The sequence below is a fragment of the Micromonospora sp. NPDC005299 genome (genome assembly GCF_042872345.1).
Taxonomy (GTDB): domain Bacteria; phylum Actinomycetota; class Actinomycetes; order Mycobacteriales; family Micromonosporaceae; genus Micromonospora.
On record NZ_JBIAKG010000002.1, the window covers coordinates 427,869 to 451,198 of the forward strand.

Genomic DNA, 23,330 nt, shown 5'->3' on the forward strand with positions numbered 1-23,330 from the left:
CGGCACCCTCCGAAAGGGGATGATGATTTTCCACACCTTACCGGTCGATGACATTCATCAATGTGATGCCGATCACATTCAGGCAGGATTGTCTATGGATAGGATCGCTCTCACCTCGACCGGAGGGAGTGTCGTATGACCGGCCGGCAGGGACGTGTCTGGCTCGCCGTCACAGCGCTGGCGGTGCTCCTGGTCGTCGCCGGCGTGGCGCTGGCCCGGCGGGGGGACAGCCGACCCGCGGCCGGCCCGTCCGCCACCACCACCGCTGTGCCACCGGTCGACGCGCCACCCGTCGTCGTGCCTGGCCGGCCGGGGGAGCCGGCGGCCACCCGCGCCGCCCAGGAGGTCCGGGACGCGGCCCCGCCCCGCTACAACGGCCTCGACGTCTGGTACGTCCGGATGATGATCCCGCACCACCAGCAGGCGGTGGAGATGGCGAACCTCGCCCCCGACCGGGCCGCCGACCCCCGGGTGCGCGCCGTCGCCGACCGCATCCGGGCGGCCCAGGGGCCCGAGATCGGGGTGCTGCGCGGCTGGCTGGGCACCCGCGGACTGCCCGCCGAGGTCCCCGGTCACGACCACGGCACGATGCGCGGCATGCAGTCCGCCGAGGCTATGCGGCAGCTCGCCGCCGCCCGGGGCGCCGACTTCGACCGCCTCTTCGTGCGGATGATGACCGCGCACCACGAGGGCGCGGTCATCATGTCCACCGACCTGCTCAAGGTCGGCGCGGACCAGACCCTGCAGGAATTCGCCAATGCCGTCGCCGTCGAGCAGTCCGCCGAGATCACCCGCCTCCGCGAGCTGATCGCCCCCTGAGCCGCCCGATCTTGGAGACTTTCCGTTCGCTCCGAACGCTAAGTCGCCAAGATCTGGGGGATCGCGCTGCCGCAGGCGCCGTCGTGGTCGGCCGGGCGGGGGCAGCGGGCGTCGCCGGGCAGCCGGGCGTCGCACCAGATCCGGGTACGCACGAACTGGCGGTCCTCCTCGCTGAGTGTGGTCTCGCCGAAGTCGATGGCGGGAATGTGGCCCAGCGAGTCGCGCAGCGCGACGGCGAGCGCGGTGGCCTCGGCGAGCCGGGTGAGTGTCGTGGGCAGATGGATGATCCAGCGCGGCTCGGGCGGTGCGTCCGTGGTGTTCATGGCTCTCCCTGGGAGCGACGGAGGGGCGGTGCCGAGGCGGGCGGGGACGGCCGGCGCGACCGCGCGCCCGAGCCGGTCGGAGCCCGGCACCCGCCCCGGGCCGGTCGGTGGCATCTGGTGCCGGGGCTGTGGTCGGAGCAGCGGGACGGCCGGGCCGCCGGACGCCGCTCCGAGAGGTGACGCCGCAGTGCCTAGCTGGGAGCCTCCTCGCTCACGAACCATACCGACAATACTGGTAAAGTCAACGATGCTCTTGAAGTCCTCCCGCATGGCATGATCAGATGGGCGTGCCTAGCTGGGAGTACTTCGCATGTCCGCACCACGGAAGTTCGAGCCGCACTATCGGCGGATCATCGCCGACATCAGGGGTCGCATCGCCTCGGGCGAGTGGCCGCCGGGGCACAAGCTGCCGTCGACCAAGGCGCTGGCCGACATCTATGAGGTCGGCAGCCAGTCCACCGTCCGGCAGGCGATCACGATCCTGATCGAGACCGGCGAACTCTACGGACACCAGGGTCTCGGCGTCTTCGTCGCCGAGCGGTCGTGACGCGGTAAGCATGGACGTGCGCGCCAGCCCGTACCCTGGGTGACCGTGGAGCGCATCGTCTTCGGCCGCCCGCTGCGCAGCGTCGCGTTCGACGTCGCCGTCTCGGGGCTGGTGGCCTTCTCCGCCGTCCTGGGGATCTTCGCCGAGCACGGGGGTGTCGCGGAAACCGCCGTCGGCCTGGTGATGGCGCTGGTCCTGTTGTTCCGGCGGATCCACCCGTCGGCGGTGGCGGCCGGGGTGGCCGTGCTCGCGCTGCTCCAGGTGGTCGTGGGCTGGGGCCCGCTGGCCTACGACATCGGCGTGCTCATCGCCCTCTACAGCGTGGTGAAGTACGCCGACCGGCTGCGCGACGGCGTCCTGGCCGGGATCGTCGCCGCGATCGGCGTGCTGCTCGCCGCCGCCCAGATGCCCGGTCCGGCGCCCTGGTGGGCCGGTGCTCTCTACTACGGCCTGGTCACCGGCGCGGTCTGGCTGGTCGGGCTGAACGTGCGGACCCGCCGGCTCTACGTGGTGAGCCTGGAGGAGCGGGCCACCACCCTGGAACGCGAGCGGGAGGCCGAGGCCCGGGCGGCGGTCGCCGAGGAACGCACCCGGATCGCCCGCGAGCTGCACGACGTCGTCGCGCACAGCATGGCCGTCATGATCGTGCAGGCCGACGGAATCCGGTTCACCATCGACCGCGACCCGGCCACTGCCCGGGAGGCGGCCAAGGTCGTGGCGGACACCGGCCGGCAGGCGCTGGAGGAGATGCGGCGTCTCGTCGGCGTACTCCGGGAACCGAGCCGGCCGGAGCCGGCCGAGCCCGGCGGCGCTCTCGACGCCGAGCCGGCGCACCGGCGGCCCGCCCTGGTCGAGCTGCCCGACCTGCTGGACCGCTTCCGCGTCGCCGGCCTGCGGATCACCGACACCGCCACCGGCACGGCCGTCGCCCTGCCGCCCGGGCTGGAACTGACCGTCTACCGGGTGGTGCAGGAGAGTCTCACCAACGCGCTCAAGCACGCCGGCGTGGGCGCGGCGGTCGAGCTGCGCCTCGACTGGTCCGCGGACTCCGTCGTGGTCCGGGCGGTCGACGACGGGCGCGGCCGTCCCGTGGTCCGGCCGGCGCCGTCCGGCGGGCACGGCCTGGTCGGCATGCGCGAGCGGGTCGGCGTGTACGACGGCAGCCTCGCCGCCGGCCCCACGCTGGGCGGGGGCTGGCGGGTCGAGGCGCGGCTGCCGCTACCGTCGGCGTCGGGCACCGAGGAAGGGAAGGCGGCGGCATGACCGTCCGGGTGGTGATCGTCGACGACCAGGCGCTGGTGCGCGCCGGGTTCCGGATGGTGCTCGACTCCCAGCCCGACCTCGCGGTGGTCGGCGAGGCGATCGACGGCGCGGACGCCCTGCGGGTGCTGGACCGGGTCGAGGCCGACGTGGTGGTGATGGACCTGCGGATGCCGACCATGGACGGCGTGGAGGCGACGAAGCGGATCTGCGCCCGGCCGGCCGAGCGCCGCCCCCGGGTGCTGGTGCTCACCACCTTCGACACCGAGGCCGACGCGTTCGCCGCGCTGCGCGCCGGGGCCAGCGGCTTCCTGCTCAAGAACGTGCCGCCGGAGGATCTGCTCGCCGCGATCCGGGTGGTCGCCGAGGGCGACTCGGTGGTGGCCCCGTCGATCACCCGGCGGCTGCTCGACCGGTTCGCCGGGCAGCTCGGGCCGGCGCCCACCGAGGACCCGCGGCTGGCCCAGCTCACCGAGCGGGAGCGGGAGGTGCTGCTGCTCGTCGCGCAGGGGCTCTCCAACGCCGAGATCGCCGCCCGGGTGCACGTCGCCGAGGCGACCGTGAAGACCCACGTCGGCCGGATCCTGGCCAAGCTCCAGCTCCGCGACCGGGTCCAGGCCGTGGTGCTGGCGTACGAGAGCGGGCTGGTCACCCCGGGCGGCTGACCCGGCGTACGACCTGGGTCGTACGGGTCCACCCGGTCGGGGGCGACCACCGGCGTACCGAGGTCGAGCGCGCAGGTGGAGATCATCGGCGGGGTGCCGCACCTAGCGTCGGAAGGGTCTTCAGGAGCCGTCCGACAGGAGCACCACGTTGTCCGCAACCACCACCACCGGCGTCGCCGTCACCGCCCGTGAGCTGCGCAGGGAGTACGGCGCCGGGCTGTCCCGGGTCGTCGCCCTCGACGGCGTCGACCTCGACCTGGCCGCCGCCCGGTTCACCGCCGTGATGGGCCCGTCCGGCTCCGGCAAGTCCACCCTGCTGCACTGCCTCGCCGGCCTGGACCGGCCGTCCGCCGGCAGCGTGCGCATCGGCGACGCCGACCTCGCCCGCCTGGACGACCGCCGGCTGACCGGGCTGCGCCGGGACCGGATCGGCTTCGTCTTCCAGAAGTTCAACCTGCTGCCCACCCTCACCGCCGAGGAGAACATCGTGCTGCCGCTGGCCATCGCCGGCCGGCGGCCCGACCCGGAGTGGCTGCGCCAGGTGGTGACCGCGGTGGGCCTCGCCGACCGCCTCCGGCACCGGCCCGCCGAACTCTCCGGCGGCCAGCAGCAGCGGGTCGCCGTGGCCCGGGCCCTGGTCACCCGGCCCTGGGTGATCTTCGCCGACGAACCCACCGGCAACCTGGACTCGCGCTCCGGCGCGGAGGTGCTGCGGCTGCTCCGCGAGGCGGTGGACACGCTGGGTCAGACCGTGGTCATGGTGACCCACGACCCGAAGGCCGCCGCCCACGCCGACCGGGTGGTCTTCCTCGCCGACGGGCGGCTGGTCGACGAGCTGCACGCCCCGACCGCCGGCCAGGTCCTCGACGCGCTCACCAGGCTCGAGGCCGGCACGCCGCTGGTGGGGCGGTGACCGGGATGCTGCGCCTGACCCTGCGCCAGGTCCGCTCCGACGGGCTGCGCCTGCTGCTCTCCTCGCTGGCGATCGTCCTCGGCGTCGCCTTCGTCGCCGGCACCCTGATGCTCACCGACGGCATGCGCGCCGGGGCGTACGAGCGGGCCGGCGCCTTCGACCGGCACACCGACCTGGCCGCGTACGCCGGCACGGCCCCGCTGCCGCCGGCCCTGGTCGACCGGGTGCGCGCGGTCGACGGGGTGGCCGCCGCCGAGGGGGAGCTGACCGGCACCGCCGGGGTGGTGGGCGCCGACGGGCGGCCGGTGCTCGGCTACGCCGTGCTCGCCGCGATCCCGACCGACCCGGCCCTCCAGTCGTACGACGTCGTCGCCGGGCGGCTGCCGCAGCGGGCCGGCGAGCTGGTGCTCGACGAGGAGACCGTCGCCGACCAGCGCTTCGCCCTCGGCAGCCCGGTGCGGGTCGGCGGGAACGGCGGGCCGGCCCGGCCGTACACCCTGGTCGGCACCGTCGACGTGGCCGGCAGCTCGCGCGACGTCGGCGGCCCATTCATCGGCCTGGCCGGCCCGGACGCGCTGGTCGTGGGCGGGGAGCGCGGCTACGGCCGGATCATGGTGGCCGCGCGGCCCGGCGTGGACCGGGCGGCGCTCGCCGACCGGGTCCGCGCGGCGGTCGGGCCGAAGGTCGTGGTCCGGGACCGCACGGCGATCCTCGACGAGGCCGTCGCGGACGCGGTCCGCGACCGGCGGCAGTTCGAGCTGTTCCTGGGCACCTTCGCCGCGGTGGCGGTGGTGGTCGCCGGCTTCGTGATCGCCAACACCTTCGCCATCGTGCTCGCCCAGCGGTCCCGGCGGACCGCGCTGCTGCGGCTGGTCGGCGCCACCCGGGGGCAGATCTACCGGGCCGCCCTCGGCGAGGCGGCGCTGACCGGGCTGCTCGCCTCGGCGGCAGGGGTGCTGGCCGGGGTGGGCCTGGCCGCGGGCCTGGGCGCGCTGCTGTCCACCCTGGACGCGCCGGTCGCCGGCACGGTCACGGTCACCGCCCGGACGGTGCTGCTCTCCCTCGGGCTCGGGACGCTGCTGACCGTGGTGGCCGCCGCCGTGCCGTCCTGGCAGGGCACCCGGGTCGCGCCGGTGGCCGCGCTGACCGACGCCGCCGTGCAGCCCGCGGGGCGGGCCGGTCGGGTCCGGCTCGCGGCCGGAGCCCTGGTCCTCGCCGCCGGGGTGGCCGCCCTGGTCGGCGCCGGGGCCATCGGCCAGGTGCCGCTGGTCGCCGCGGGTGGGGTGCTGGCCTTCCTCGGCATCGTGCTGTTCGGCCCGGTGCTGGTGCCGGCGCTGGTCCGGGTGCTCGGCCTGCCGGCCCGCCGGCTGCTCGGCGTCCCGGCCGGGCTGGCCGTGGCGAACGCCGTGCGCAACCCGCGCCGGGTGGCGGCCACCGCCACGGCCATGGTCATCGGCATCGGCCTGGTCTCCGCGTTCGTGGTCGGCGCGGGCAGCGCGAAGGCGGGCATCGAGCGCGCCGTGGACGCGCAGATCGGGGTGGACTTCGTGGTCACCGGGATCGGTGGGGACCTGCCGGCGCCGCTGGCCGGCGAGCTGGCCGCCCGGCCGGAGCTGGGCGTGGTGCACGAGCAGCGCAGCCGGGTGGTCGACGGGATCGAGGTGCGGGCCGCCCACCCGGCGCTGGTCCGGCGGACGCTGTCCGCGGTGGACGCCGGTGACCCGGCCGCACTGGGTCCGGGCGCGGTGCTGGTGCACCGCGAGCTGGCCGCGGCCCGCGGCTGGTCGGTGGGCAGCACGGTTTCGCTCGCCGGCGGGTCGTTCCGGGTGGCCGCCGTGGTGGCCGACGACAACCCGGCCCTGGCCGGCAGCCCGGTGCCCGCCGGACACGTGGTGGACGTCGCCGACGCCGACTTCGCCCGCCTCTTCCCGGCCGAGCGTGGCCACCTGGCCGAGGTGGACCCCGCCGACGGGGTCTCCACCGACGCCGCCCGGGCCGCCGTCGAGTCGGTGCTCACCCGCTATCCGACGGTCAACCTGCTGGACCAGGCGGCCTACAAGAAGATGCTTACCGGCACCGTGGACCTGGTGCTCGGCTTCGTCACGGCGCTGCTCGGCCTGGCCGTGGTGATCGCGCTGGTCGGCCTCGCGAACACGCTCACCCTCTCGGTGGTGGAGCGGACCCGGGAGAACGCGGTGCTGCGCGCCGTGGGCCTGACCCGCGGCGGGATGCGGGCGGTGCTCGCCGTCGAGGCGGTGCTCACCGCGCTGGTCGGCACGCTGCTCGGCGTCGCGTTGGGCACCGGGGTGGCCGCCGGCGGGATGGCCGTGCTGGCCCGGATCGGCGGGGACTTCACCCTGGTGCTGCCCTGGGGGCGGCTCGGCCTGATCGTCGCGGTCGCGGTGGTCGCCGCGCTGGCCGCCTCGATCCTGCCGGCCCGGCGGGCGCTGTCCCGACCGGTGGTGGCGGCCCTCGGCGCGGAGTGAGCGCCGGTCGCCCGAGACGCGTCGAGCCGGTCCCGCGACAGTTGCGGGGCCGGCTCGACCGGGTCCGGAAGCCGCTCGGGTCCGGGTGCCGCCCGGTCCGGGTGCCGCCGGGTGGCGTTGTCGGCTCCGGGTGCCGCTGGGTCAGCGCTCGGACACCGGCTGGGCGCCGCCGCCGTCGCCCCCGCCCTCGCCGCCGTCCGCGGGGGCGGTCGTGGTGGTCGTGGTCTCGGTCGGCGCGGTCGTCTCGACCGGCGGCGAGGTGGTGGTCGGGGCCGTGCTCGGTGCGGTCGGCAGGGTCGACGGGACGCCTGACGGGCTCGGCTGGACCGATCCGCTCGCGGAGGGGCTCGGCGTCGCCGAGCCCGAGGTCGACGGCCGGCCGGTGGGGTTCACCGGGCGGTAGCTGTGGCCGCCCTCGTCCGTCGGCGGCCCCTCGGTGACCGCCGCGTCCGCGACGGAGTTGCTCGGGGCAACCGCCGGTGCGGTCGTGTCGATCCGGGTGGCCGGCGCCTCGGCGTTCTTCGCCGCGCCCAGGGCGGCGCCCAGCGCGGTCAGCGCCACCAGCACCGCGGCCAGCGCGCCGACCAGCGTGCCGCGGCGGCCCGGCCGGCGGGCCGGGGCCACCAGGGCCCCCGGCGCGGCGGCGGTCAGGTCGTCGCGGGTGCGGCTCGACCCGGTCGCGCCGCGCAGCGTCACCGGCACCATCGCGGTGGGCGACTCGGAGCCGGCCGCCCGCGCCGCCTCGGCCATCGCCGCGGCGGTGGGGTAACGGTCCGCCGGGTCCTTGGCCAGGGCCCGGGCCACCAGGTCCCGGACCGGCTGCGGGATCTCCACCGGCAGCTCCGGCGGCTCGTCGTCGAGGTGCCGGACCGCCACCTGGAGCGGGTTGTCACCGGTGAACGGCGGGCTGCCGGTGAGGCAGCAGTAGGCCACCGCGCCGAGCGCGTAGACGTCGGTGGCGCCGGAGACCGGCCGCCCGGCGGCCTGCTCGGGGGCCATGTAGAGGGCGGTGCCGGGCACCGCGTTGGTGCTGGTGATGCTGGTCACATTGGTCGACCGGGCCACCCCGAAGTCGACCAGCACCACGGTGCCGTCGTCCTGCACGAGCAGGTTGCTCGGCTTCACGTCGCGGTGGACGATGCCCCGGGCGTGCGCCCCGTGCAGGGCCTGGGCCACCTGCGCCACGATCGACATGGTCTCGCCGACCCCGAGGTGCCCGGCGGCCTCGATCCGCCGGGAGAGCGGCTCGCCCGCGACGAACTCCATGACCAGGTAGTCCGCCCGGCTGCCGTCGGGCAGCTCGTCCTCGCCGCAGTCGAAGACCTGGACCACGCCCGGATGGCGCAGCGACGCCATGATCCGCGCCTCGGAGCGGAAGCGGGCGATGAAGTCGGGGTCGGAGACCAGTGCGGGCAGCAGGACCTTCACCGCGACCGGACGGCCGAGCACCAGGTCCGTGGCACGCCAGACGTCGCCCATGCCGCCGGTGGCGACACGGTCATCAAGGCGGTACCGACCGCTGAGTACGACGTCGGAAGTCAACACGTCAATACCGTACCCAGAGTGGCCGCGGAGTATTTCCCGCGATGTCTCCCGTCACGACCGGCGGGCGGCCCGAGGCGGCTCGGCCGAACGGTCAGCCGCCCCCGCACCGATCGGCTGACCGTGACGAATCGCGTACGATCGGGCAGGAAAATGTGCCCGGAGGTTCGTGTGTCCGGCTCTGACCTGGTGTTTCGTCTCAGTTCACCGGACCGCAGCGAAACCTGGGTCGCATTCGTTACGTCGACGCGCCGTGCCAGACCGTAGACAATTCTCACTCTTTCTCCGGCGGGCGGCGCCTTGTCGAACCCACCGTCCGCTCCTAGCGTTGGCCCGGCTCCCGGCCGCCCCATGACGCCGGTACGGTATGTCCGCCGACGGTCGTCCTTACACGGCGACGTCCATACGCGCGCCCGCACCCTTCGGTGCTGGTGCCGATCAGGTCAGCGGGGGACTGATGGTGCGGGTGGAGGTCCGGTCGTCCGACCGGGCGGGCGTCGGGCACACCGGCACCGGTGGGCGCCGGTGCGGGAAGTCGGCACGGCGAGAGCGGCGGGTCCATGACCGGTGAGCTGAGCGAGGCGGTCGCCGCCGCGCAGGCGGGCGACGAGGAGGCGTTCCGCTTCCTCTACCGCAGCCTCCAGCCCGGCCTGCTGCGCTACCTCACCGCCCTGGTCGGCGCCGACGCCGAGGACGTGGCCTCGGAGACCTGGCTGCAGATCTCCCGAGACCTGCCCAGCTTCACCGGCGGCGAGTTCCGCGCCTGGACGGTCACCATCGCCCGCAACCGGGCCATGGACCACCTGCGCCGGCAGCGCCGGCGGCCCGCCCTGCCGGTGCCCGTGCAGGCGCTCAGCGAACTGGCCGGGGACGCGGACACCGCCGAGCGGGCCGGCGAGACCATCGGCACCGAGAGCGCGCTGGCGCTGATCGCCAGCCTGCCGCCCCGCGAGGCGGAGGCGGTGCTGCTGCGCGCCGTGATCGGGCTCGACGCGGAGACCGCCGGGCGGGTGCTCGGCCGGCGGGCCGGCGCGGTGCGCACCGCCGCGCACCGGGGACTGCGGCGCCTGGCTGGGCTGCTGGAGCGCGCCGACCCGGATCAGCCGGCGGACCGGGCCGGGGGAGCGACGCCGCCCCGCGCCCGTACCGGCCGGGGACGGCAGGCGCCGCAGGCGCCCAAGGCCGAGCCGGCGGACGGTTGACGTGGAGGGAAACGGGATGAGTTCTGGCCGGTCCGACGGGCCCGCCGACCGCGCGGAGTCGGAGCGTCTCCTCGACGCGGCCCGCGCCGGGACACCCTCCGACGCGGCGGCCGACCCGCTGGCGCACCTGCTCGCCGCGGCGGCCGCCCCGGGCACCGCGGCGGAACTGACCGGCGAGGAGCAGGCTCTCGCCGCGTTCCGCGCCGCCCGGGCGAACCCGGCCCCGGCCCCCCCGCCTCGACCGCGCCGCCGCCTCCGGGTCGGCGCAGCGCTGGCCGGGCTCGCCGCCACCGCCACCGCCGGGGTCGCGTTCGCCGCGGTGAGCCTCGACCGGACCCCGGAACCGGCGCCGCCGCCGGCCCCGACCGCGCCGGGCGGCAGCACCGGTGGCGCGAGCGACCCGGGCACGCCGACGCACTCCGGGGGCGCGACCCCGACCGGCGGGGCCTCCGGCGGCGTTCCGTCCACCGGGCCGACGCCCGGCGACTCCGGTGGACCCGGCAAGCCGGCGAGCGCCGAGCAACTCGCCGGGCAGTGCCGGGCCTACCTGGCCAAGTCCGACCCGCAACGGGCCAAGGCGCTGGAGAGCCCCGGGTTCGCCGACCTGGTGACCGCCGCGGGCGGCGCCGACCGGGTGGAGGACTACTGCCTCGCGCTGGTGCCGGAGAAGTCCCCGGAGCCGAAGTCGGAGCCCAAGCCGAAGTCGGAGCCCAAGCCGAAGTCGGAGCCCAAGCCGAAGTCGGAGCCGAAGCCGAAGCCGAAGTCGGAGCCGAAGCCGAAGTCGGAGCCCAAGCCGAAGTCGGAGCCGAAGTCGTCGGCCGGGGCGCGGGAGGGGGCGCCCGCCGTGCCCGCCGCGTCGCCCTCGCGCTCCGGAAAGCCGGGCGCCGCCTCCGCCCGCTGAGCCGGGCAGCGCCCGCGCCGCAATCGGATTCCGGACAAAAATTCATCTCCTCGGGCGCGCGGATTCCGTCTGCTAGACAGAAGATGGTGGGACCCGCCGACGCCCGGCCGCCATGGCACGGACGCCGGCCGACAGCGTGGTCGCCCGCCCTGGGGAGAGGAGCCGTCTCTTGGTGATGTCGCCGGAGTTGGACCGGACCACCGTGCTGGGGGATGAGGAGGCGGCCCGCGGGCACCTCGCCAGGATCTGCTTCAAGACCGGGCCACCCACCCTGACCGGCGTCGAGCTGGAATGGACGGTGCACGACGCCGCGGACCCGACCCGCCCGGTCGGCCGCGAGCGACTGCGCCGGGCGTTGGGACGGCACAGCCCCGTCACCCTCGACCCCACCAGCCCGGCCGCCGGGCTCCGGCGCGGTGGCACCGTGACCGTGGAGCCGGGCGGGCAGGTGGAAATCTCCTCCGCGCCGCGACCGTCGGTCGCCGCGCTCATCCTGGCCACCGAGTCCGACCTCGCCGAGTTGCGGGCCCTCCTGGACGCCGCCGGCCTCGTCCTGGGCCGCACCGGCATGGACCCCTGGCGCCCCCCGCGCCCCGTCGTGGAGACCCCGCGCTACCGGGCCATGCGCCGCGTCCTCGACCGGCACGGACCGGCCGGTCGGGCGATGATGTACAGCACCGCCGGGCTCCAGGTCTGCCTGGACGCGGGCGAGCCGGATCGGCTGGCCGAGCGGTGGGCCGCCGCGCACGCCGTCGGGCCGCCGCTGCTGGCCGCCTTCGCCACCGCGGACCGGCACGCCGGCCGTCCCACCGGCTGGGCCTCCACCCGGATGGCCGCCTGGCTGGCCATCGACCCGGCGCGCACCCGCCCGGTCTGGTCCCCGGCGCGGGCCGACGGCGACCCGGTCGCCGCCTGGACCGCGTACGCCCTGGCCGCGCCCCTGCTCTGCGTCCGCGGCGAGGGTTCCGACTGGACACCGCCCGCGGGCGTCACCTTCGCCGACTGGCTGGCCGGGGCGCTGCCGCACCCGCCGACCACCGACGACCTGGAATACCACCTCACCACGCTCTTCCCGCCGGTCCGCCCGCGCGGCTACCTGGAGGTCCGCTACCTGGACGCCCAGCCGGGTCGGCAGTGGACGGTGCCGCTGGCGGTGCTGGCGGCCCTCTTCGCCGACCCGGCCACCACCCGGGACGCCCTGGCCGTCGCCGCCCCGGTCGCCGAGCGCTGGTCCGCCGCGGCCCGGCGCGGGCTGGCCGAGCGACCCCTGGCGGCCGCCGCGGCCGCCCTGTTCGACCTGGCCCTGGCCGCCCTGCCCCGGCTGGACCTGCCGGCCGGGATCCACGACGAGACGAGCCGAGCGATCCGGCGGCGCCGCGCCGCCGCGGAGAGGGGACACCGGTGACCACGACCGAGCGGCCGGCCACGGAGGGCGAGCAGTTACGCAGCCGGATCGCGGCCGAGCTGGAGCGCACCCGCGCCCGCACCGCGCTGCTCACCGACGCGGTGGACGACGACGACCTGGTCCGGCAGCACTCCACGCTGATGTCCCCGCTGGTCTGGGACCTGGCGCACGTCGGCAACCAGGAGGAGCTGTGGCTGGTCCGCGACGTCGGCGGGCGCGAGCCGGTGCGCCGCGACATCGACGACCTGTACGACGCGTTCAAGCAGCCCCGCAAGGACCGGCCCGCGCTGCCCCTGCTGCCGCCGGCCGAGGCGCGGGCGTACGTGCGGACCGTCCGGGACAAGGTGTACGACCTGCTGGACGGGATCCGGTTCACCGAGCGGAAGCTGGTCGAGGACGGCTTCGCGTTCGGGATGATCGTCCAGCACGAGCAGCAGCACGACGAGACCATGCTCGCCACCCACCAGTTGCGCGCCGGCGGCCCGGTGCTGGACGCCCCGCCGCCGCCCGAGCCGCGGGTCCGGGTCGGCGGCGAGGTGCTGGTGCCGGCCGGGCCGTTCACCATGGGCACCTCCACCGACCCGTGGGCGCTGGACAACGAGCGACCCGCGCACACCGTCGACCTGCCGGCGTACGCCATCGACGCGGCGCCGGTCACCAACGGGCAGTACCGCGCCTTCCTGGCCGACGGCGGCTACGACGAGCCGCGCTGGTGGAGCGCGGCCGGCTGGCGGCACCGGGTCGAGGCCGGGCTGAGCGCACCGATGCACTGGCGGCGCGACGCGGACGGCTGGGCGTACCGCCGGTTCGGGCGCTGGTCGCCGGTGCGCGACGACGAGCCGGTGGTGCACGTCTGCTTCCACGAGGCGGCGGCGTACGCGGCCTGGGCCGGCAAGCGGCTGCCCACCGAGGCGGAGTGGGAGAAGGCGGCCCGCTGGGATCCGGCGACCGGCCGGTCGCGCCGCCACCCGTGGGGCGACGCGGACCCGACGAGCGCCCACGCCAACCTGGGGCAGCGGCACCTGTGGCCGGCGCCGGTGGGGGCCTACCCGGACGGGGCCTCGCCGCTCGGCGTGCACCAGCTCATCGGTGACGTCTGGGAGTGGACCTCGTCCACCTTCCGGGGCCACCCGGGCTTCGTCGCGTTCCCCTACCGAGAATATTCGGAGGTCTTCTTCGGCGACGACTACCGGGTGCTGCGCGGCGGCTCGTTCGGCACCGACCGGTCGGCGTGTCGGGGCACCTTCCGCAACTGGGACTACCCGATCCGGCGGCAGATCTTCAGCGGTGTCCGCTGCGCCCGCGACGCCCGGCCCGAGGAGTCGCACGCGTGAGCGGTGCTGCCTGATGTGCCGGCATCTGGCGTACCTCGGTGCGCCGGTCAGCCTGCGGAGCCTGCTCTTCGACCCGCCGTACGGGCTGCTGCGGCAGTCCTGGGCGCCCCGCGACATGCGCGGCGGCGGGACGATCAACGCCGACGGCTTCGGGGTCGGCTGGTACCCGGGCGACGGCGACCCGGTCCGCTACCGGCGGGCGCAGCCGATGTGGAGCGACACCACCCTGCCGGAACTGGCCGCGGTGACGGTCGCGGGCGCGGTGCTGGCCGCCGTCCGCTCCGCCACGGTCGGCATGCCGCTGCACGAGACGGCGGCCGCGCCGTTCGCCGAGGGGCGCTGGCTGTTCAGCCACAACGGGGTGGTCCGCGGCTGGCCGGACAGCCTGGTCCCGCTGGCCGGCGGGCTGCCCGTCCGCGACCTGCTGACCCTGGAGGTGCCGAGCGACTCGGCGCTGCTCTGGGCGCTGGTCCGGCACCGGCTGCGGGCCGGCGCCCCGCCCGGCGACGCGGTGGCCGAGACCGTCGCGGCGGTCTCCGCCGCCGCCCCCGGGTCGCGGCTGAACCTGTTGCTCACCGACGGCGCCACGGTGGCGGCCAGCGTGGCCGGGCACGCGCTGTCGGTACGCCGTACCCCGGATTCGGTGCTGCTCGCCTCCGAGCCCTCCGACGACGACCCCGGCTGGCGGCCCGTGCCGGACGGCCGGCTGGTGGTGGCCACCGCCGCCGGGCTGGACATCCGGGAGCTGACGGTCGCCTGACATCCCGTTTCCCACACCGGTAGGAACAGGAAGGACAGCTGATGAGCGCGGAGCCACTGGAAATCCACCTGGAGGAGCAGGACCTCGACCGCGGCCTGCGGGAGGACGTCCGGGTCGGTCTGACCGCGACGCCGAAGTGGCTGCCACCGAAGTGGTTCTACGACGCCCGGGGCAGCGAGCTGTTCGAGGAGATCACCCGGCTGCCGGAGTACTACCCGACCCGGGCCGAGCGGGCGGTGCTGGCCGCGCACGCCGACGACATCGCCGCGCTGACCGGTGCGAAGACCCTGATCGAGCTGGGCTCCGGCTCGTCGGAGAAGACCCGGCTGCTGCTGGACGCCTTCACCCGCCACGGCGACCTGGGCAGTTTTGTACCGCTGGACGTCTCGGTCAGTGCGCTGCGCGGGTCCACCGAGCAGATCGCCGCCGCGTACCCCCGGCTGCGGGTGCGCGGCATCGTCGGCGACTTCACCCGGCACCTGGACCGGCTGCCCACCGGCGGCCGGCGGCTGGTGCTGTTTCTCGGCGGGACCATCGGCAACCTGCTGCCCGCGGAGCGGGCCGAGTTCCTCACCGCGATGCGCGCGGCGCTGGAGGCCGGCGACTGGCTGCTGATCGGCACCGATCTGGTGAAGGACCCGTCGGTGCTCGTGCCCGCCTACGACGACGCGGCCGGGGTGACCGCCGAGTTCAACCGCAACGTGCTCCGGGTAATCAACCGGGAGCTGGGGGCGGACTTCGACCCGGGGGCGTTCCGGCACGTGGCGGTGTGGAATCCGGAGCACGAGTGGATCGAGATGCGGCTGCGGGCCGAGCGCCCGGTCCGGGTGCGCGTGCTCGACCTGGACGTCCAGTTCGCCGCCGGCGAGGAGCTGCGCACCGAGGTCTCGGCCAAGTTCCGGCCCGAGGGGATCGCCCGGGAACTGGTCGCGGCCGGGTTCGTCCGGCAGGCGTTCTGGACCGACCCGGAGGGGCTCTTCGGGGTCAGCCTGGCCCGGGCCGACTGAGGCGGCGGGCGCGCCGCCGGTGAACCTGTTCACCCGGCGCGGCCCGCCCGCTGGTGATCGGCTAGGCTGGGCGGTGCGAAGGGGAGTAGCCCCCAATGTCGTGGTCGACATACTGGTGCGTTCCGCATCCGGCCACGCGGCCCCGTTCCCCGGGGCGGGCGAGACCTTCGACTCAGGCTGTCGCAGCCGGGTCGAGGGCGCCCCGTACCTCCTCCCGGCTTGATCGGGAAGGTTCACATGGACGGTTTCCTCGTCGCGCTGGTGGTCAGCTTCGGCGTCATCTTCGTCGCCGAGCTGGGCGACAAGTCCCAGCTCATGGCCCTGACGTTCGCCACCCGCTTCCGGCCGCTGCCGGTGCTCATCGGCATCACCGTGGCCACCGCGGTCGTGCACCTGGCCTCGGTCGCCATCGGGTACGGCCTCCACGCGGCGCTGCCCACGAGTTGGATCTCGCTCGTCGCCGGTCTGGCGTTCCTCGGCTTCGGCGCCTGGACCCTGCGCGGCGACAAGCTGACCGAGGAGGAGAAGCGCAAGGCGGAGAAGAGCAGCCGCAACGCCGTCGTCGCCGTCGGTGTGGCGTTCTTCCTGGCCGAGCTGGGCGACAAGACCATGCTCGCGACCATCACCCTGGCCACCAAGTACGGCTGGTTCGGCACCTGGCTCGGCTCGACGCTGGGCATGGTCGCCGCCGACGCCCTGGCGATCCTGGTGGGCCGCCTGCTCGGCCGGCACCTGCCGGAGAAGGCCATCCGGTACGGCGCCGCCGTGCTCTTCGCCATCTCCGGCCTCTGGCTCGTCCTCGAGGCGGTCGCCGAGCTGACCTGAGCCACCGGCGGATGATCGAGGACCGCGTCCGCCGGGTATGAACATCTCGGCGACGCTGCGGCGGGTGACGACCACCGCCTACCGTGAGCCACGAGAGGAAACCGGACGACCGGGAGGTCCGCGCATGAGCAGGCACGACGAGCCCAACGAATACGGCTTCGCCGGGGACGCCACGGCTCCGGAGCCGCCGGCGGGCGGGCGCCCCGACGAGCAGGACCGGATCGAGGAGATCGCGGTTCCGGGCGACGACTTCACCGAGCCGCTCGCCGACGCGCTGGAGGAGACCGAGGAGCACGGCGAGGAACGCCCGGCCGACCGCCGACGCTGAGCCCGCGCGCCGGCCGCCACCGGGCGGCCGGCGCGCGGGCTAGGCGCGCCGGTCCTGGTAGACGTCCGGGATGCCGTCGCCGTCGGAGTCGCGGCTCTCCCGCTCGCTGATCCGCCGGTAGACCCGGTTGCGCCGGGTCAGCACCGCCGAGGCCAGCCCGGCGGAGACCAGCGAGCCGAGCAGCACGGCCGCCTTGACCCGCTCGTCCTCGGGGCTGCCCGGCCCGAACGCCAGCTCGCCGATGAGCAGCGACACGGTGAAGCCGATGCCCGCCAGCAGGGCCAGCCCGGCCAGGTCCGCCCAGGTGATCTCCTCGTCGAGTTCGGCCCGGGTGAACCGGGCCAGCAGGAAGGTCGAGCCGAACACCCCGACCGCCTTGCCGAGCACCAGCCCGGCGGCCACGCCGAGGACCACCGGGTCGGCGAGGACCGCGCCCGGGTCGACGTCGACCAGGGACACCCCGGCGGCGAAGAACGCGAAGACCGGCACCGCGAGGCCCGCGGAGATCGGCCGCCACCGGTGCTCCAGCCGCTCGGCCAGCCCGGGCCCGTCGCCCCTGGTGGGACGCACGGGCACGGTGAAGCCGAGCACCACCCCGGCCACCGTGGCGTGCACGCCGGAGGCGTGCACCAGCGCCCAGGCGGTCACCGCGAGCGGGAGCAGGGCCCACCACCAGGTGCGCCGGCGCCGCACCAGCAGGGCGAAGGCGGCGATCGGCAGCACCGCGCCGAGCAGCGGCAGCGGGTGGAACTCGGCGGTGTAGAAGACCGCGATGATGACGATCGCGAAGAGGTCGTCGACCACCGCGAGGGTGAGCAGGAAGGCCCGCAGTCCCTGCGGCAGGTGTGAGCTGACCACGGCGAGCACGGCGAGCGCGAAGGCGATGTCGGTGGCGGTGGGGATCGCCCAGCCCCGCAGTCCCGCACCGCCGGCGCCGAGCGTCACCGCGAGGTAGACCAGAGCCGGCACGACCATGCCGCCCAGCGCGGCCACCACGGGCAGCGCCGCGCGGCGCGGGTCGCGCAGGTCCCCGGCGACGAACTCCCGTTTGAGCTCCAGGCCGGCCACGAAGAAGAAGATCGCCAGCAGGCCGTCGGCGGCCCAGGCGGCGAGGCTGAGGTCCAGGTGCAGCCCGGCGCCGCCCGGCCACGGCACCCACTCGCCCAGGTGGGCGTACGCGGCCCGCCAGGGGGAGTTGGCCCAGAGCAGGGCGATCAGCGCACCGAGCAGGAGCAGTCCGCCGCCGACGGTCTCGGCGCGCAGCACGTCGGCCAGGAAGCGGGCCTCCGGCCAGGACCGGCGGGAGAGCAGGCGGGGGGACGGCGGGAGGCGCTCGGTCATGCGGCGTCCGTTCCGGGAGCAGGGGTCGGCGGAGTCGTCGCCGACCAGACTTCCCGGCACACCGGTTCCGACCCTATCCGGCCGGCCGCCCGGCCGCACCACGCGGCCGTGTCCGGCGTTAACAGGGGGAGGGCGGCCACGTCGGCGGCCTGACGATCCATGGGTTGCCTGGATATGTGCTCGGGAATGGAAGGATTTAGACCGTCTGTGCGGTTCTGATCGTTTACATTCGTCGAGTCGCTTAACTTCATGTATAAGCGTTTTGATCCGCCACATGTACCGGGGTTTTAGGGGGCTTTCGTGCAGTTTCATCGGCAGACCGGCGTGTCGCGAGGGGGAGCGTGATGGACGTTCTCGGTTATCTGCGCCTGGTCCGACGCCACTGGTGGATCGTGCTGGTCACGGTGATGGTCGCCCTGGGCGCCGCCGCTCTGGTGACGGTGCGGACGGCGCCCCGCTACGAGGCCTCGGTGACCTTCTTCGTCACCACGCCGAGCCAGGGCGTCACCGACGCCTACCAGGGCGGCCTCTTCCTCCAGCAGCGGGTGAAGTCCTACGGTGACCTGCTCACCAGCGACCGGCTGGCGCAGAGCGTCGTCGCCGAGGCCCCGCTCGGGCTCACCGCCGACCAGGTGCAGCGCCGGATCACCACCTCCACGGAGGCCGGCACCGTGCTGCTGAAGGCCACCGTCAGCGACACCGACCAGACCCGGGCGCTGAAGACCACCGAGACGCTCTCGGCCAAGTTCATCGAGCTGGTGCAGAAGGTGGAGACCCCGCCGGACGGCAAGGCGCCGCCGATCAAGCTCGAGGTGGTGAGCGGCCCCCGGGTGACCTCCAACCCGGTCTCGCCGCAGCCGGTGCGGAACCTGGTCATCGGCGGCCTGCTGGGGCTGCTGCTCGGGGCGGGGCTGGCCGTGCTGCGTGGGCTGGCCGACGTCCGGATGCGGGACGCCGCCGCGCTCCAGCGGGTCACCGGCAGCCCGCTGCTGGGCGAGATCCCGTTCGAGTCCGGGGCCAAGGCGGCCCCGCTGATCGTCGGCGAGGCGGCCAACTCGCGGCGCGCGGAGGCGGTCCGCAAGCTGCGGACCAACCTGCGCTTCGTCGACGTGCACGAGCCCGCCCGGGTCATCGCGGTCACCAGCGCCCTGCAGGGCGAGGGGAAGACCACGATGGCCTGCAACACCGCCATCGCGCTGGCCGAGGCGGGCTGGCGGGTACTGCTCATCGACGCCGACCTGCGCCGTCCGAAGGTCGCCGACTACCTCGCCGTGGACGGCGGGGTGGGGCTCACCGACGTGCTGGTCGGCGACGTCCAGGTCGGCGACGTGGTCCAGCGGTGGGGCGACAAGTCGCTGCTGGTGCTGCCCAGCGGCGCCACCCCGCCCAACCCCAGCGAACTGCTCGGCTCCAAGGCGATGGCGGACCTGCTGGTGGCGCTGCGCGAGTCGGCGGACATCGTGATCATCGACACCGCGCCGCTGCTCGCGGTCACCGACGGCGTGGTGGTGGCCGTGCAGGCCGACGGCGCGCTGCTGGTCACCCAGCAGGGGCGGACCTCGCGCAGCCAGGTGGCCGCCGCGGCCCACGCCCTGCACTCGGTCTCGGTGCGCCTGCTCGGCTGCGTGCTGAACATGGCCAAGGTGGCCAAGGCGGACGCCTACCAGTACGAGGCGTACAAGGTGGCCGCGCCGGCCGCCGGGCCGTCCGTGCCCACCGACCGGGCCAGGGTGGCCCGGCGCGGGGAGCAGGTCCCGGTGGGCGACCACACTCAGGAACTCACCCGGCTGTCCCGATGAGCGCCAGCACCGGTCGGATCGAACGCTCGATCTCCTCGGCGCAGCGCCGGAAGTCGGCCGGGGAGCCGCCGATCGGGTCGCGCAGGTCGTCCGCGTCGGGGGCGGCGGGTTGCAGCCGCCCCCGGGCGCGGGCGGCCGCCGCCACCGCGGCTCGCAGCGGCGAATCCTCGCCCGTGGCGGCGGGCCCGATCGGCTCCGTCTGCTCGGCCGCCTCGGTCACCTCGACCGTGGCGGCGGCGGCCAGCCGGGCGAACTGGCGGAGCGTGAAGGTCCGGGGCAGCGCCGCCGGGGCCAACGCGGTGCAGACCGAGCGCTGCCGCAGGGTCGCGGTCAGCACGAGTGCGGCCCGGGTCAGATGCTCCGGGCGGAGCCGGCGGGTGCGGAACGCCGCCGGGTCCGCGCCGGTCCCGGCGGCGACCTCGACCGCGTACGGGTGCATGGCCGCCCCGTCGAGAGCGTCGGTGCCCGCGCTGGTCACCGCGACCGGCAGGTGCCTCAGCAGCCGGCGGGCGATGAACTCCGCCATCGGTGACCGGCACATGTTGGCGTGGCAGACGAAAAGCACCCCGTCGACCATCTGCACCCCTCTCGTCGGCACGGTCGCGGGACGCGGCGCCGCGACGGCGGTGTTCCGGCGATCGCGGCCGGACGCAGAGGGGATGCCGGCATCCTACGGGGTGCCGGGGCCCGCGCGTCGGGAAGCCGCGCCGGGAGCGCGGCCATGAAGATCGGCATCCTGTCGTACCACTTCCCGCCCGAGCCCGCGTTCATCCCGGGCAGCCTGGCCGAGGAACTGGCCGCCCGCGGTCACGAGGTACGCGTGCTCACCGGCTTCCCCGACTATCCCGGCGGGCACGTCTATCCGGGCTGGCGGCAGCGCTGGCGGCACCAGACGCACAGCGAGCGGCTGACCGTCCGCCGGGTGCCGCGGTACCCGGCCGGCGACGGCTCCGCGGGGGCGCGGATGGCGAGCTGGCTCTCCTTCGCCGGCAGCGTGGCGCTGACCGGCCGGCGTTACCTCGGGGACGTCGACGCCCTGTACGTCTTCCAGCTTCCGGCGGTCACCTTCGCCGCGGCCGGCCTGCTGCGCTTGCTCGGTCGGGTGCCGTCCGTCCTGCACGTGCAGGACGTCTGGCCGGAGGAGGAGCCGTCCCGGGCGGGGGAGACGCGCCGGTGGTCGGGCCGGCTGGACGCCACCCTGCGCCGGATCTACCAGGAGGCGGGCGCGGTCGCGGTCACCGCACCGTCCATGCGGGACCTGGTCGTGGCCGGGGGCGCCGACCCGGACCGGGTTCGGGTGGTGCTGAACTGGACCGACGAGCGGATCTTCCGCCCGACCGAGCCCAGCCGGGCGGCCCGGAAGCTGATCCGCCGGGACGACCGTTGCGTGGTGATGCACGCCGGCACGATCGGCATACGGCAGGGGCTGGAGACCGCGGTGCGCGCGGCGGCCGCCCTGGGCGACCGGATGGACGTGGTCCTGGTCGGCTCGGGAGCCGAGGAGCGGCGGGTGCGGGGGCTCGCCGCCGAGCTTCAGGCCGACAACGTGCGGTTCGTCGATCGGCGGTCCCCACTGGACATGCCGGAGCTGTACGCGGCGGCCGACTACCAGCTCGTCATGCTGCGTGACCTGCCGGAGCTGCGGGGCATGGTGCCCGGCAAGCTCCAGGCCGCGCTCTCCTGCGGCGCGCCGGTGGTGGCGTCGGCCGGCGGCGACACGATGGCACTGGTGGAGCGGGCGCGGGCCGGGCTGTCCTGCCCGCCGGAGGACTGGGCCGCGCTGGCCGACCGGTTCTGGCTCGCCTCGGCGATCCCGCCGCCGGCCCGGGCGGACATGGGCCGCCGGGGGCGGGACGCCTACCTGCGGGAGATGTCGCTGCGGGCCGGCGTCGACCGGATCGAGGGACTGCTGCACGAGGTCTCGGCGCGTGCCGGGGGTGCCCGCCGCTGACCGGAGCGGTATTCACGAAACCGCCACACAACGGCTAAGTGCGTAATAACGCCACGAATCAGCGGACATTCGTGCTAGAAAGCGATCAATCGTCAATGGTGTCCGATTCGAGCCGCGGGAGAGTGGTGTGACGGAAAGCGGTGAGCTGCGCCGCCGGCGGCGGCGCTCCCGGCGTCGCAGCCGGGCCCACGTACGCCGGGTCCTGCTCGTCGGGCTGGTCGTCTTCTCGGTGCTGCTGGCCACCGGCGGCTGGGTCGGGTTCCGCGGCTGGCAGGCCCGGGCGCACCTGCTCAACGCGGCCGGGCTGGCCCAGGAGTTGAGCACGCAGGTGGTCGGCGGCGACGTGGCCCGGGCCCAGCGCACGCTGGCCGCGCTCCAGGAGCAGGCCGCCTCGGCCCGGACCGCCACCGGCGACCCGGCCTGGTGGCTCGGCCAGCAGACCCCGTACGCGGGCGACGACCTGGCCGCGGTGCGCCAGATCGCGGTGGCCGTGGACGACCTGGCCCGGCTCGCCTTCCCCACCCTGCTCCGGGTCGACCTCGCCTCGCTGGTGCCGAAGGAGGGGAAGCTCGACCTGGGCCGGCTGCGTGCCGTCTCGGCCGAGGTCTCCGCCGCCGACCGGGCGGTGCGGCAGACCGGCGAGCGGTTGCGCGCGGTGTCCACCGACGACCTGGTCGGGCAGGTGCGGGAGGCCGTCTCCGGGTTGCGGACCGAACTGGACCGGCTGGGCGAACTCACCTCCGCCGCGGACCAGGGCGCCCGGCTGCTGCCATCGCTGCTCGGCGCCGACGGCCCCCGCAGCTACCTGCTCGTCTCGCAGAACCCGGCCGAGTTGCGTGCCACCGGTGGCATGTTCGGCGCGTACGCCGTGCTGCGGGCCGAGGGTGGCCGGATCCGGATGTCCGGTCAGAAGAGCGCGAGCAGCCTCGCATCGTTCACGCCGCCGCTGCCGGTGAGCCGGGAGATGCGGAACCTCTGGAAGGACCTCCCCGGGACGTACCCGGCGGACGTCAATCTCAGCCCGGACTTCCCGACGGCGGCGGCGCTCTACCGGGAGATGGTCCGCCGGCGCACCGGCACCGAGGTGGACGGAGTGCTCGCGGTGGACCCGCTGGTGCTGTCGTACCTGCTCGGCGTGATCGGGCCGGTCACCGTGCCGGACCAGCCGAGCCTGGCCGGCAGCACGGTGGTCCGGACCCTGCTCAGCGACACCTACCGGACGCTGGACACCAAGGCGCAGGACGCCTTCTTCGCGCGGGCCGCGTCCGCGGTGTTCGACACCCTCTTCACCAAAGCGGTGAATCCCCGGGCGCTTTTGACCGTTTTCAACCGTTCTATTGCAGAACGTCGGATATTGTTCTGGAGTGTCCATCCGGCGGAGCAGCGGATCCTCGGCGACAGCCAGTTGGCCGGGAAGCTCCGCGAGAAGGACATCGTGCCGACTGTCGGCGTGTTCCTCAACGACGGCAGCGGCGCGAAGCTCGGCTACTACCTGAGGTTCTCGGCAACCGCGACGGTCGGCGACTGCCAGCCGGACGGGCGCCGCGAGCTGCGGCTACGGGTCACGGTCCACTCCACCGTCCCGCGGTCGGGCCTGTCCGAGTCGGTCACCGGCCTCGCGCTCTCCGGCGATCCGTACACCGCCCGCACCTTCGTGTCGGTGTACACGCCGACTGGAGGGGCGGTGCTCGGCGGCCGGCTGGACGGCAAGGACACCGCGATGGGCAGCGGGACCGCCGGTAGCCGCCAGGTGACCGTGGCGAACGTGGAGGTCAAGCCGGGTCGGACGCGGACCCTCGACATCACCCTGCTCACCGGCAAGACGAGCGCCGGCACTGCCGAGCTGGTGCTCACACCCACCGTCACCCCATGGACCACCCAAGTTGTTACCGCACCAAGCTGTGATCAGTAGGAGGGAATCC

The 23,330-nt window shown here is 74.9% G+C and carries 21 protein-coding genes; 17 read left to right on the forward strand and 4 right to left on the reverse strand.

The features are described from left to right. The first annotated feature begins 135 nt into the window (after positions 1–135). A complete protein-coding gene (locus ACFYPD_RS07390; RefSeq protein ID WP_387109995.1) occupies positions 136–819 on the forward strand; it encodes a DUF305 domain-containing protein in 684 nt (227 codons plus the stop codon). A gap of 38 nt (positions 820–857) precedes the next feature. On the opposite strand, the gene ACFYPD_RS07395 is transcribed toward ACFYPD_RS07390, so the two are convergent. Next, entirely contained in the window at positions 858–1,142 is a 285-nt protein-coding gene (locus ACFYPD_RS07395; protein ID WP_387109997.1) for a hypothetical protein, read from the reverse strand. Between the two features lie 310 nt (positions 1,143–1,452). Between ACFYPD_RS07395 and ACFYPD_RS07400 the strand changes: the two genes are divergently transcribed. The 5 genes from ACFYPD_RS07400 to ACFYPD_RS07420 all read left to right on the forward strand — a co-directional run bounded on the left by ACFYPD_RS07400 (position 1,453) and on the right by ACFYPD_RS07420 (position 7,013). Further along, the gene (locus ACFYPD_RS07400) at positions 1,453–1,689 is read left to right on the forward strand and encodes a GntR family transcriptional regulator (RefSeq protein ID WP_387109999.1); all 237 of its coding nucleotides are present in this window, start codon (positions 1,453–1,455) and stop codon (positions 1,687–1,689) included. Between the two features lie 39 nt (positions 1,690–1,728). Continuing rightward, positions 1,729–2,952, forward strand: coding sequence for a sensor histidine kinase (locus tag ACFYPD_RS07405; protein WP_387110001.1), 1,224 nt, complete (start codon positions 1,729–1,731; stop codon positions 2,950–2,952). Beyond that, positions 2,949–3,614 carry a response regulator transcription factor gene (locus ACFYPD_RS07410; RefSeq protein ID WP_151460504.1) on the forward strand — a complete coding sequence of 222 codons (666 nt, stop codon included), beginning with the start codon at positions 2,949–2,951 and terminating at the stop codon, positions 3,612–3,614. The genes ACFYPD_RS07405 and ACFYPD_RS07410 overlap by 4 nt, the downstream gene beginning before the upstream one ends. A 148-nt stretch (positions 3,615–3,762) precedes the next feature. Next, positions 3,763–4,527 carry an ABC transporter ATP-binding protein gene (locus tag ACFYPD_RS07415; protein WP_387110003.1) on the forward strand — a complete coding sequence of 255 codons (765 nt, stop codon included), beginning with the start codon at positions 3,763–3,765 and terminating at the stop codon, positions 4,525–4,527. Positions 4,528–4,532: 5 nt separating this feature from the next. After that, positions 4,533–7,013, forward strand: coding sequence for an ABC transporter permease (locus ACFYPD_RS07420; RefSeq protein WP_387110005.1), 2,481 nt, complete (start codon positions 4,533–4,535; stop codon positions 7,011–7,013). 141 nt (positions 7,014–7,154) lie between these two features. On the opposite strand, the gene ACFYPD_RS07425 is transcribed toward ACFYPD_RS07420, so the two are convergent. Beyond that, complete coding sequence (locus ACFYPD_RS07425; protein ID WP_387110007.1) at positions 7,155–8,558, reverse strand: protein kinase; 1,404 nt, start codon at positions 8,556–8,558, stop codon at positions 7,155–7,157. A gap of 557 nt (positions 8,559–9,115) precedes the next feature. Between ACFYPD_RS07425 and ACFYPD_RS07430 the strand changes: the two genes are divergently transcribed. The 8 genes from ACFYPD_RS07430 (at position 9,116) to ACFYPD_RS07465 (ending at position 16,317) form a co-directional block, all read left to right on the forward strand. After that, positions 9,116–9,757 carry an RNA polymerase sigma factor gene (locus ACFYPD_RS07430; RefSeq protein ID WP_387110009.1) on the forward strand — a complete coding sequence of 214 codons (642 nt, stop codon included), beginning with the start codon at positions 9,116–9,118 and terminating at the stop codon, positions 9,755–9,757. A gap of 16 nt (positions 9,758–9,773) precedes the next feature. Further along, positions 9,774–10,658 (forward strand): hypothetical protein, encoded by an 885-nt coding sequence (locus tag ACFYPD_RS07435; protein WP_387110011.1) that lies wholly within the window; start codon positions 9,774–9,776, stop codon positions 10,656–10,658. A gap of 169 nt (positions 10,659–10,827) precedes the next feature. After that, positions 10,828–12,063 carry an ergothioneine biosynthesis glutamate--cysteine ligase EgtA gene (gene egtA / locus ACFYPD_RS07440; RefSeq protein ID WP_387110013.1) on the forward strand — a complete coding sequence of 412 codons (1,236 nt, stop codon included), beginning with the start codon at positions 10,828–10,830 and terminating at the stop codon, positions 12,061–12,063. Beyond that, entirely contained in the window at positions 12,060–13,397 is a 1,338-nt protein-coding gene (gene egtB / locus ACFYPD_RS07445; protein WP_387110015.1) for an ergothioneine biosynthesis protein EgtB, read from the forward strand. The genes egtA and egtB overlap by 4 nt, the downstream gene beginning before the upstream one ends. 13 nt (positions 13,398–13,410) lie before the next feature. Continuing rightward, a complete protein-coding gene (gene egtC / locus ACFYPD_RS07450) occupies positions 13,411–14,157 on the forward strand; it encodes an ergothioneine biosynthesis protein EgtC (RefSeq protein ID WP_387110017.1) in 747 nt (248 codons plus the stop codon). 41 nt (positions 14,158–14,198) lie between these two features. Beyond that, complete coding sequence (gene egtD, locus ACFYPD_RS07455; RefSeq protein ID WP_387110019.1) at positions 14,199–15,164, forward strand: L-histidine N(alpha)-methyltransferase; 966 nt, start codon at positions 14,199–14,201, stop codon at positions 15,162–15,164. Positions 15,165–15,401: 237 nt separating this feature from the next. Continuing rightward, a complete protein-coding gene (locus ACFYPD_RS07460) occupies positions 15,402–15,989 on the forward strand; it encodes a TMEM165/GDT1 family protein (protein ID WP_387110021.1) in 588 nt (195 codons plus the stop codon). 124 nt (positions 15,990–16,113) lie between these two features. After that, a complete protein-coding gene (locus ACFYPD_RS07465) occupies positions 16,114–16,317 on the forward strand; it encodes a hypothetical protein (RefSeq protein ID WP_387110023.1) in 204 nt (67 codons plus the stop codon). A 39-nt stretch (positions 16,318–16,356) separates the two neighbouring features. Here the strand turns inward: ACFYPD_RS07465 and nhaA are convergent, their stop codons facing one another. After that, positions 16,357–17,658: a Na+/H+ antiporter NhaA gene (nhaA, locus tag ACFYPD_RS07470; RefSeq protein WP_387110025.1), complete on the reverse strand. Its 1,302-nt coding sequence runs from the start codon at positions 17,656–17,658 to the stop codon at positions 16,357–16,359. Between the two features lie 344 nt (positions 17,659–18,002). On the opposite strand from nhaA, the gene ACFYPD_RS07475 reads away from it, so the two are divergent. Continuing rightward, positions 18,003–19,457, forward strand: a complete 1,455-nt coding sequence (locus ACFYPD_RS07475; RefSeq protein ID WP_387110027.1) for a polysaccharide biosynthesis tyrosine autokinase — start codon at positions 18,003–18,005, stop codon at positions 19,455–19,457. Here the strand turns inward: ACFYPD_RS07475 and ACFYPD_RS07480 are convergent. Continuing rightward, on the reverse strand, positions 19,438–20,034 hold the full coding sequence (locus tag ACFYPD_RS07480) for a low molecular weight phosphatase family protein (protein ID WP_387110029.1): 597 nt from the start codon (positions 20,032–20,034) through the stop codon (positions 19,438–19,440). The two genes, ACFYPD_RS07475 and ACFYPD_RS07480, sit on opposite strands and share 20 nt — an antisense overlap. Before the next feature lie 144 nt (positions 20,035–20,178). Between ACFYPD_RS07480 and ACFYPD_RS07485 the strand changes: the two genes are divergently transcribed. Both ACFYPD_RS07485 and ACFYPD_RS07490 read left to right on the forward strand, forming a co-directional pair. Then, entirely contained in the window at positions 20,179–21,408 is a 1,230-nt protein-coding gene (locus ACFYPD_RS07485) for a glycosyltransferase family 4 protein (RefSeq protein WP_387110031.1), read from the forward strand. Positions 21,409–21,535: 127 nt separating this feature from the next. Continuing rightward, a complete protein-coding gene (locus ACFYPD_RS07490) occupies positions 21,536–23,320 on the forward strand; it encodes a DUF4012 domain-containing protein (RefSeq protein ID WP_387110033.1) in 1,785 nt (594 codons plus the stop codon). Positions 23,321–23,330 lie beyond the last annotated feature (10 nt).

Coding starts and splice junctions, on each gene's coding strand:
- ACFYPD_RS07390 (WP_387109995.1), top strand. CDS start 136: ATGACCGGCCGGCAGGGACGTGTCTGGCTCGCCGTCACAGCGCTGGCG.
- ACFYPD_RS07395 (WP_387109997.1), bottom strand. CDS start 1,142: ATGAACACCACGGACGCACCGCCCGAGCCGCGCTGGATCATCCATCTG.
- ACFYPD_RS07400 (WP_387109999.1), top strand. CDS start 1,453: ATGTCCGCACCACGGAAGTTCGAGCCGCACTATCGGCGGATCATCGCC.
- ACFYPD_RS07410 (WP_151460504.1), top strand. CDS start 2,949: ATGACCGTCCGGGTGGTGATCGTCGACGACCAGGCGCTGGTGCGCGCC.
- ACFYPD_RS07420 (WP_387110005.1), top strand. CDS start 4,533: ATGCTGCGCCTGACCCTGCGCCAGGTCCGCTCCGACGGGCTGCGCCTG.
- ACFYPD_RS07430 (WP_387110009.1), top strand. CDS start 9,116: ATGACCGGTGAGCTGAGCGAGGCGGTCGCCGCCGCGCAGGCGGGCGAC.
- ACFYPD_RS07435 (WP_387110011.1), top strand. CDS start 9,774: ATGAGTTCTGGCCGGTCCGACGGGCCCGCCGACCGCGCGGAGTCGGAG.
- egtC (WP_387110017.1), top strand. CDS start 13,411: ATGTGCCGGCATCTGGCGTACCTCGGTGCGCCGGTCAGCCTGCGGAGC.
- egtD (WP_387110019.1), top strand. CDS start 14,199: ATGAGCGCGGAGCCACTGGAAATCCACCTGGAGGAGCAGGACCTCGAC.
- ACFYPD_RS07460 (WP_387110021.1), top strand. CDS start 15,402: ATGGACGGTTTCCTCGTCGCGCTGGTGGTCAGCTTCGGCGTCATCTTC.
- ACFYPD_RS07465 (WP_387110023.1), top strand. CDS start 16,114: ATGAGCAGGCACGACGAGCCCAACGAATACGGCTTCGCCGGGGACGCC.
- nhaA (WP_387110025.1), bottom strand. CDS start 17,658: ATGACCGAGCGCCTCCCGCCGTCCCCCCGCCTGCTCTCCCGCCGGTCC.
- ACFYPD_RS07475 (WP_387110027.1), top strand. CDS start 18,003: ATGGACGTTCTCGGTTATCTGCGCCTGGTCCGACGCCACTGGTGGATC.
- ACFYPD_RS07480 (WP_387110029.1), bottom strand. CDS start 20,034: ATGGTCGACGGGGTGCTTTTCGTCTGCCACGCCAACATGTGCCGGTCA.
- ACFYPD_RS07485 (WP_387110031.1), top strand. CDS start 20,179: ATGAAGATCGGCATCCTGTCGTACCACTTCCCGCCCGAGCCCGCGTTC.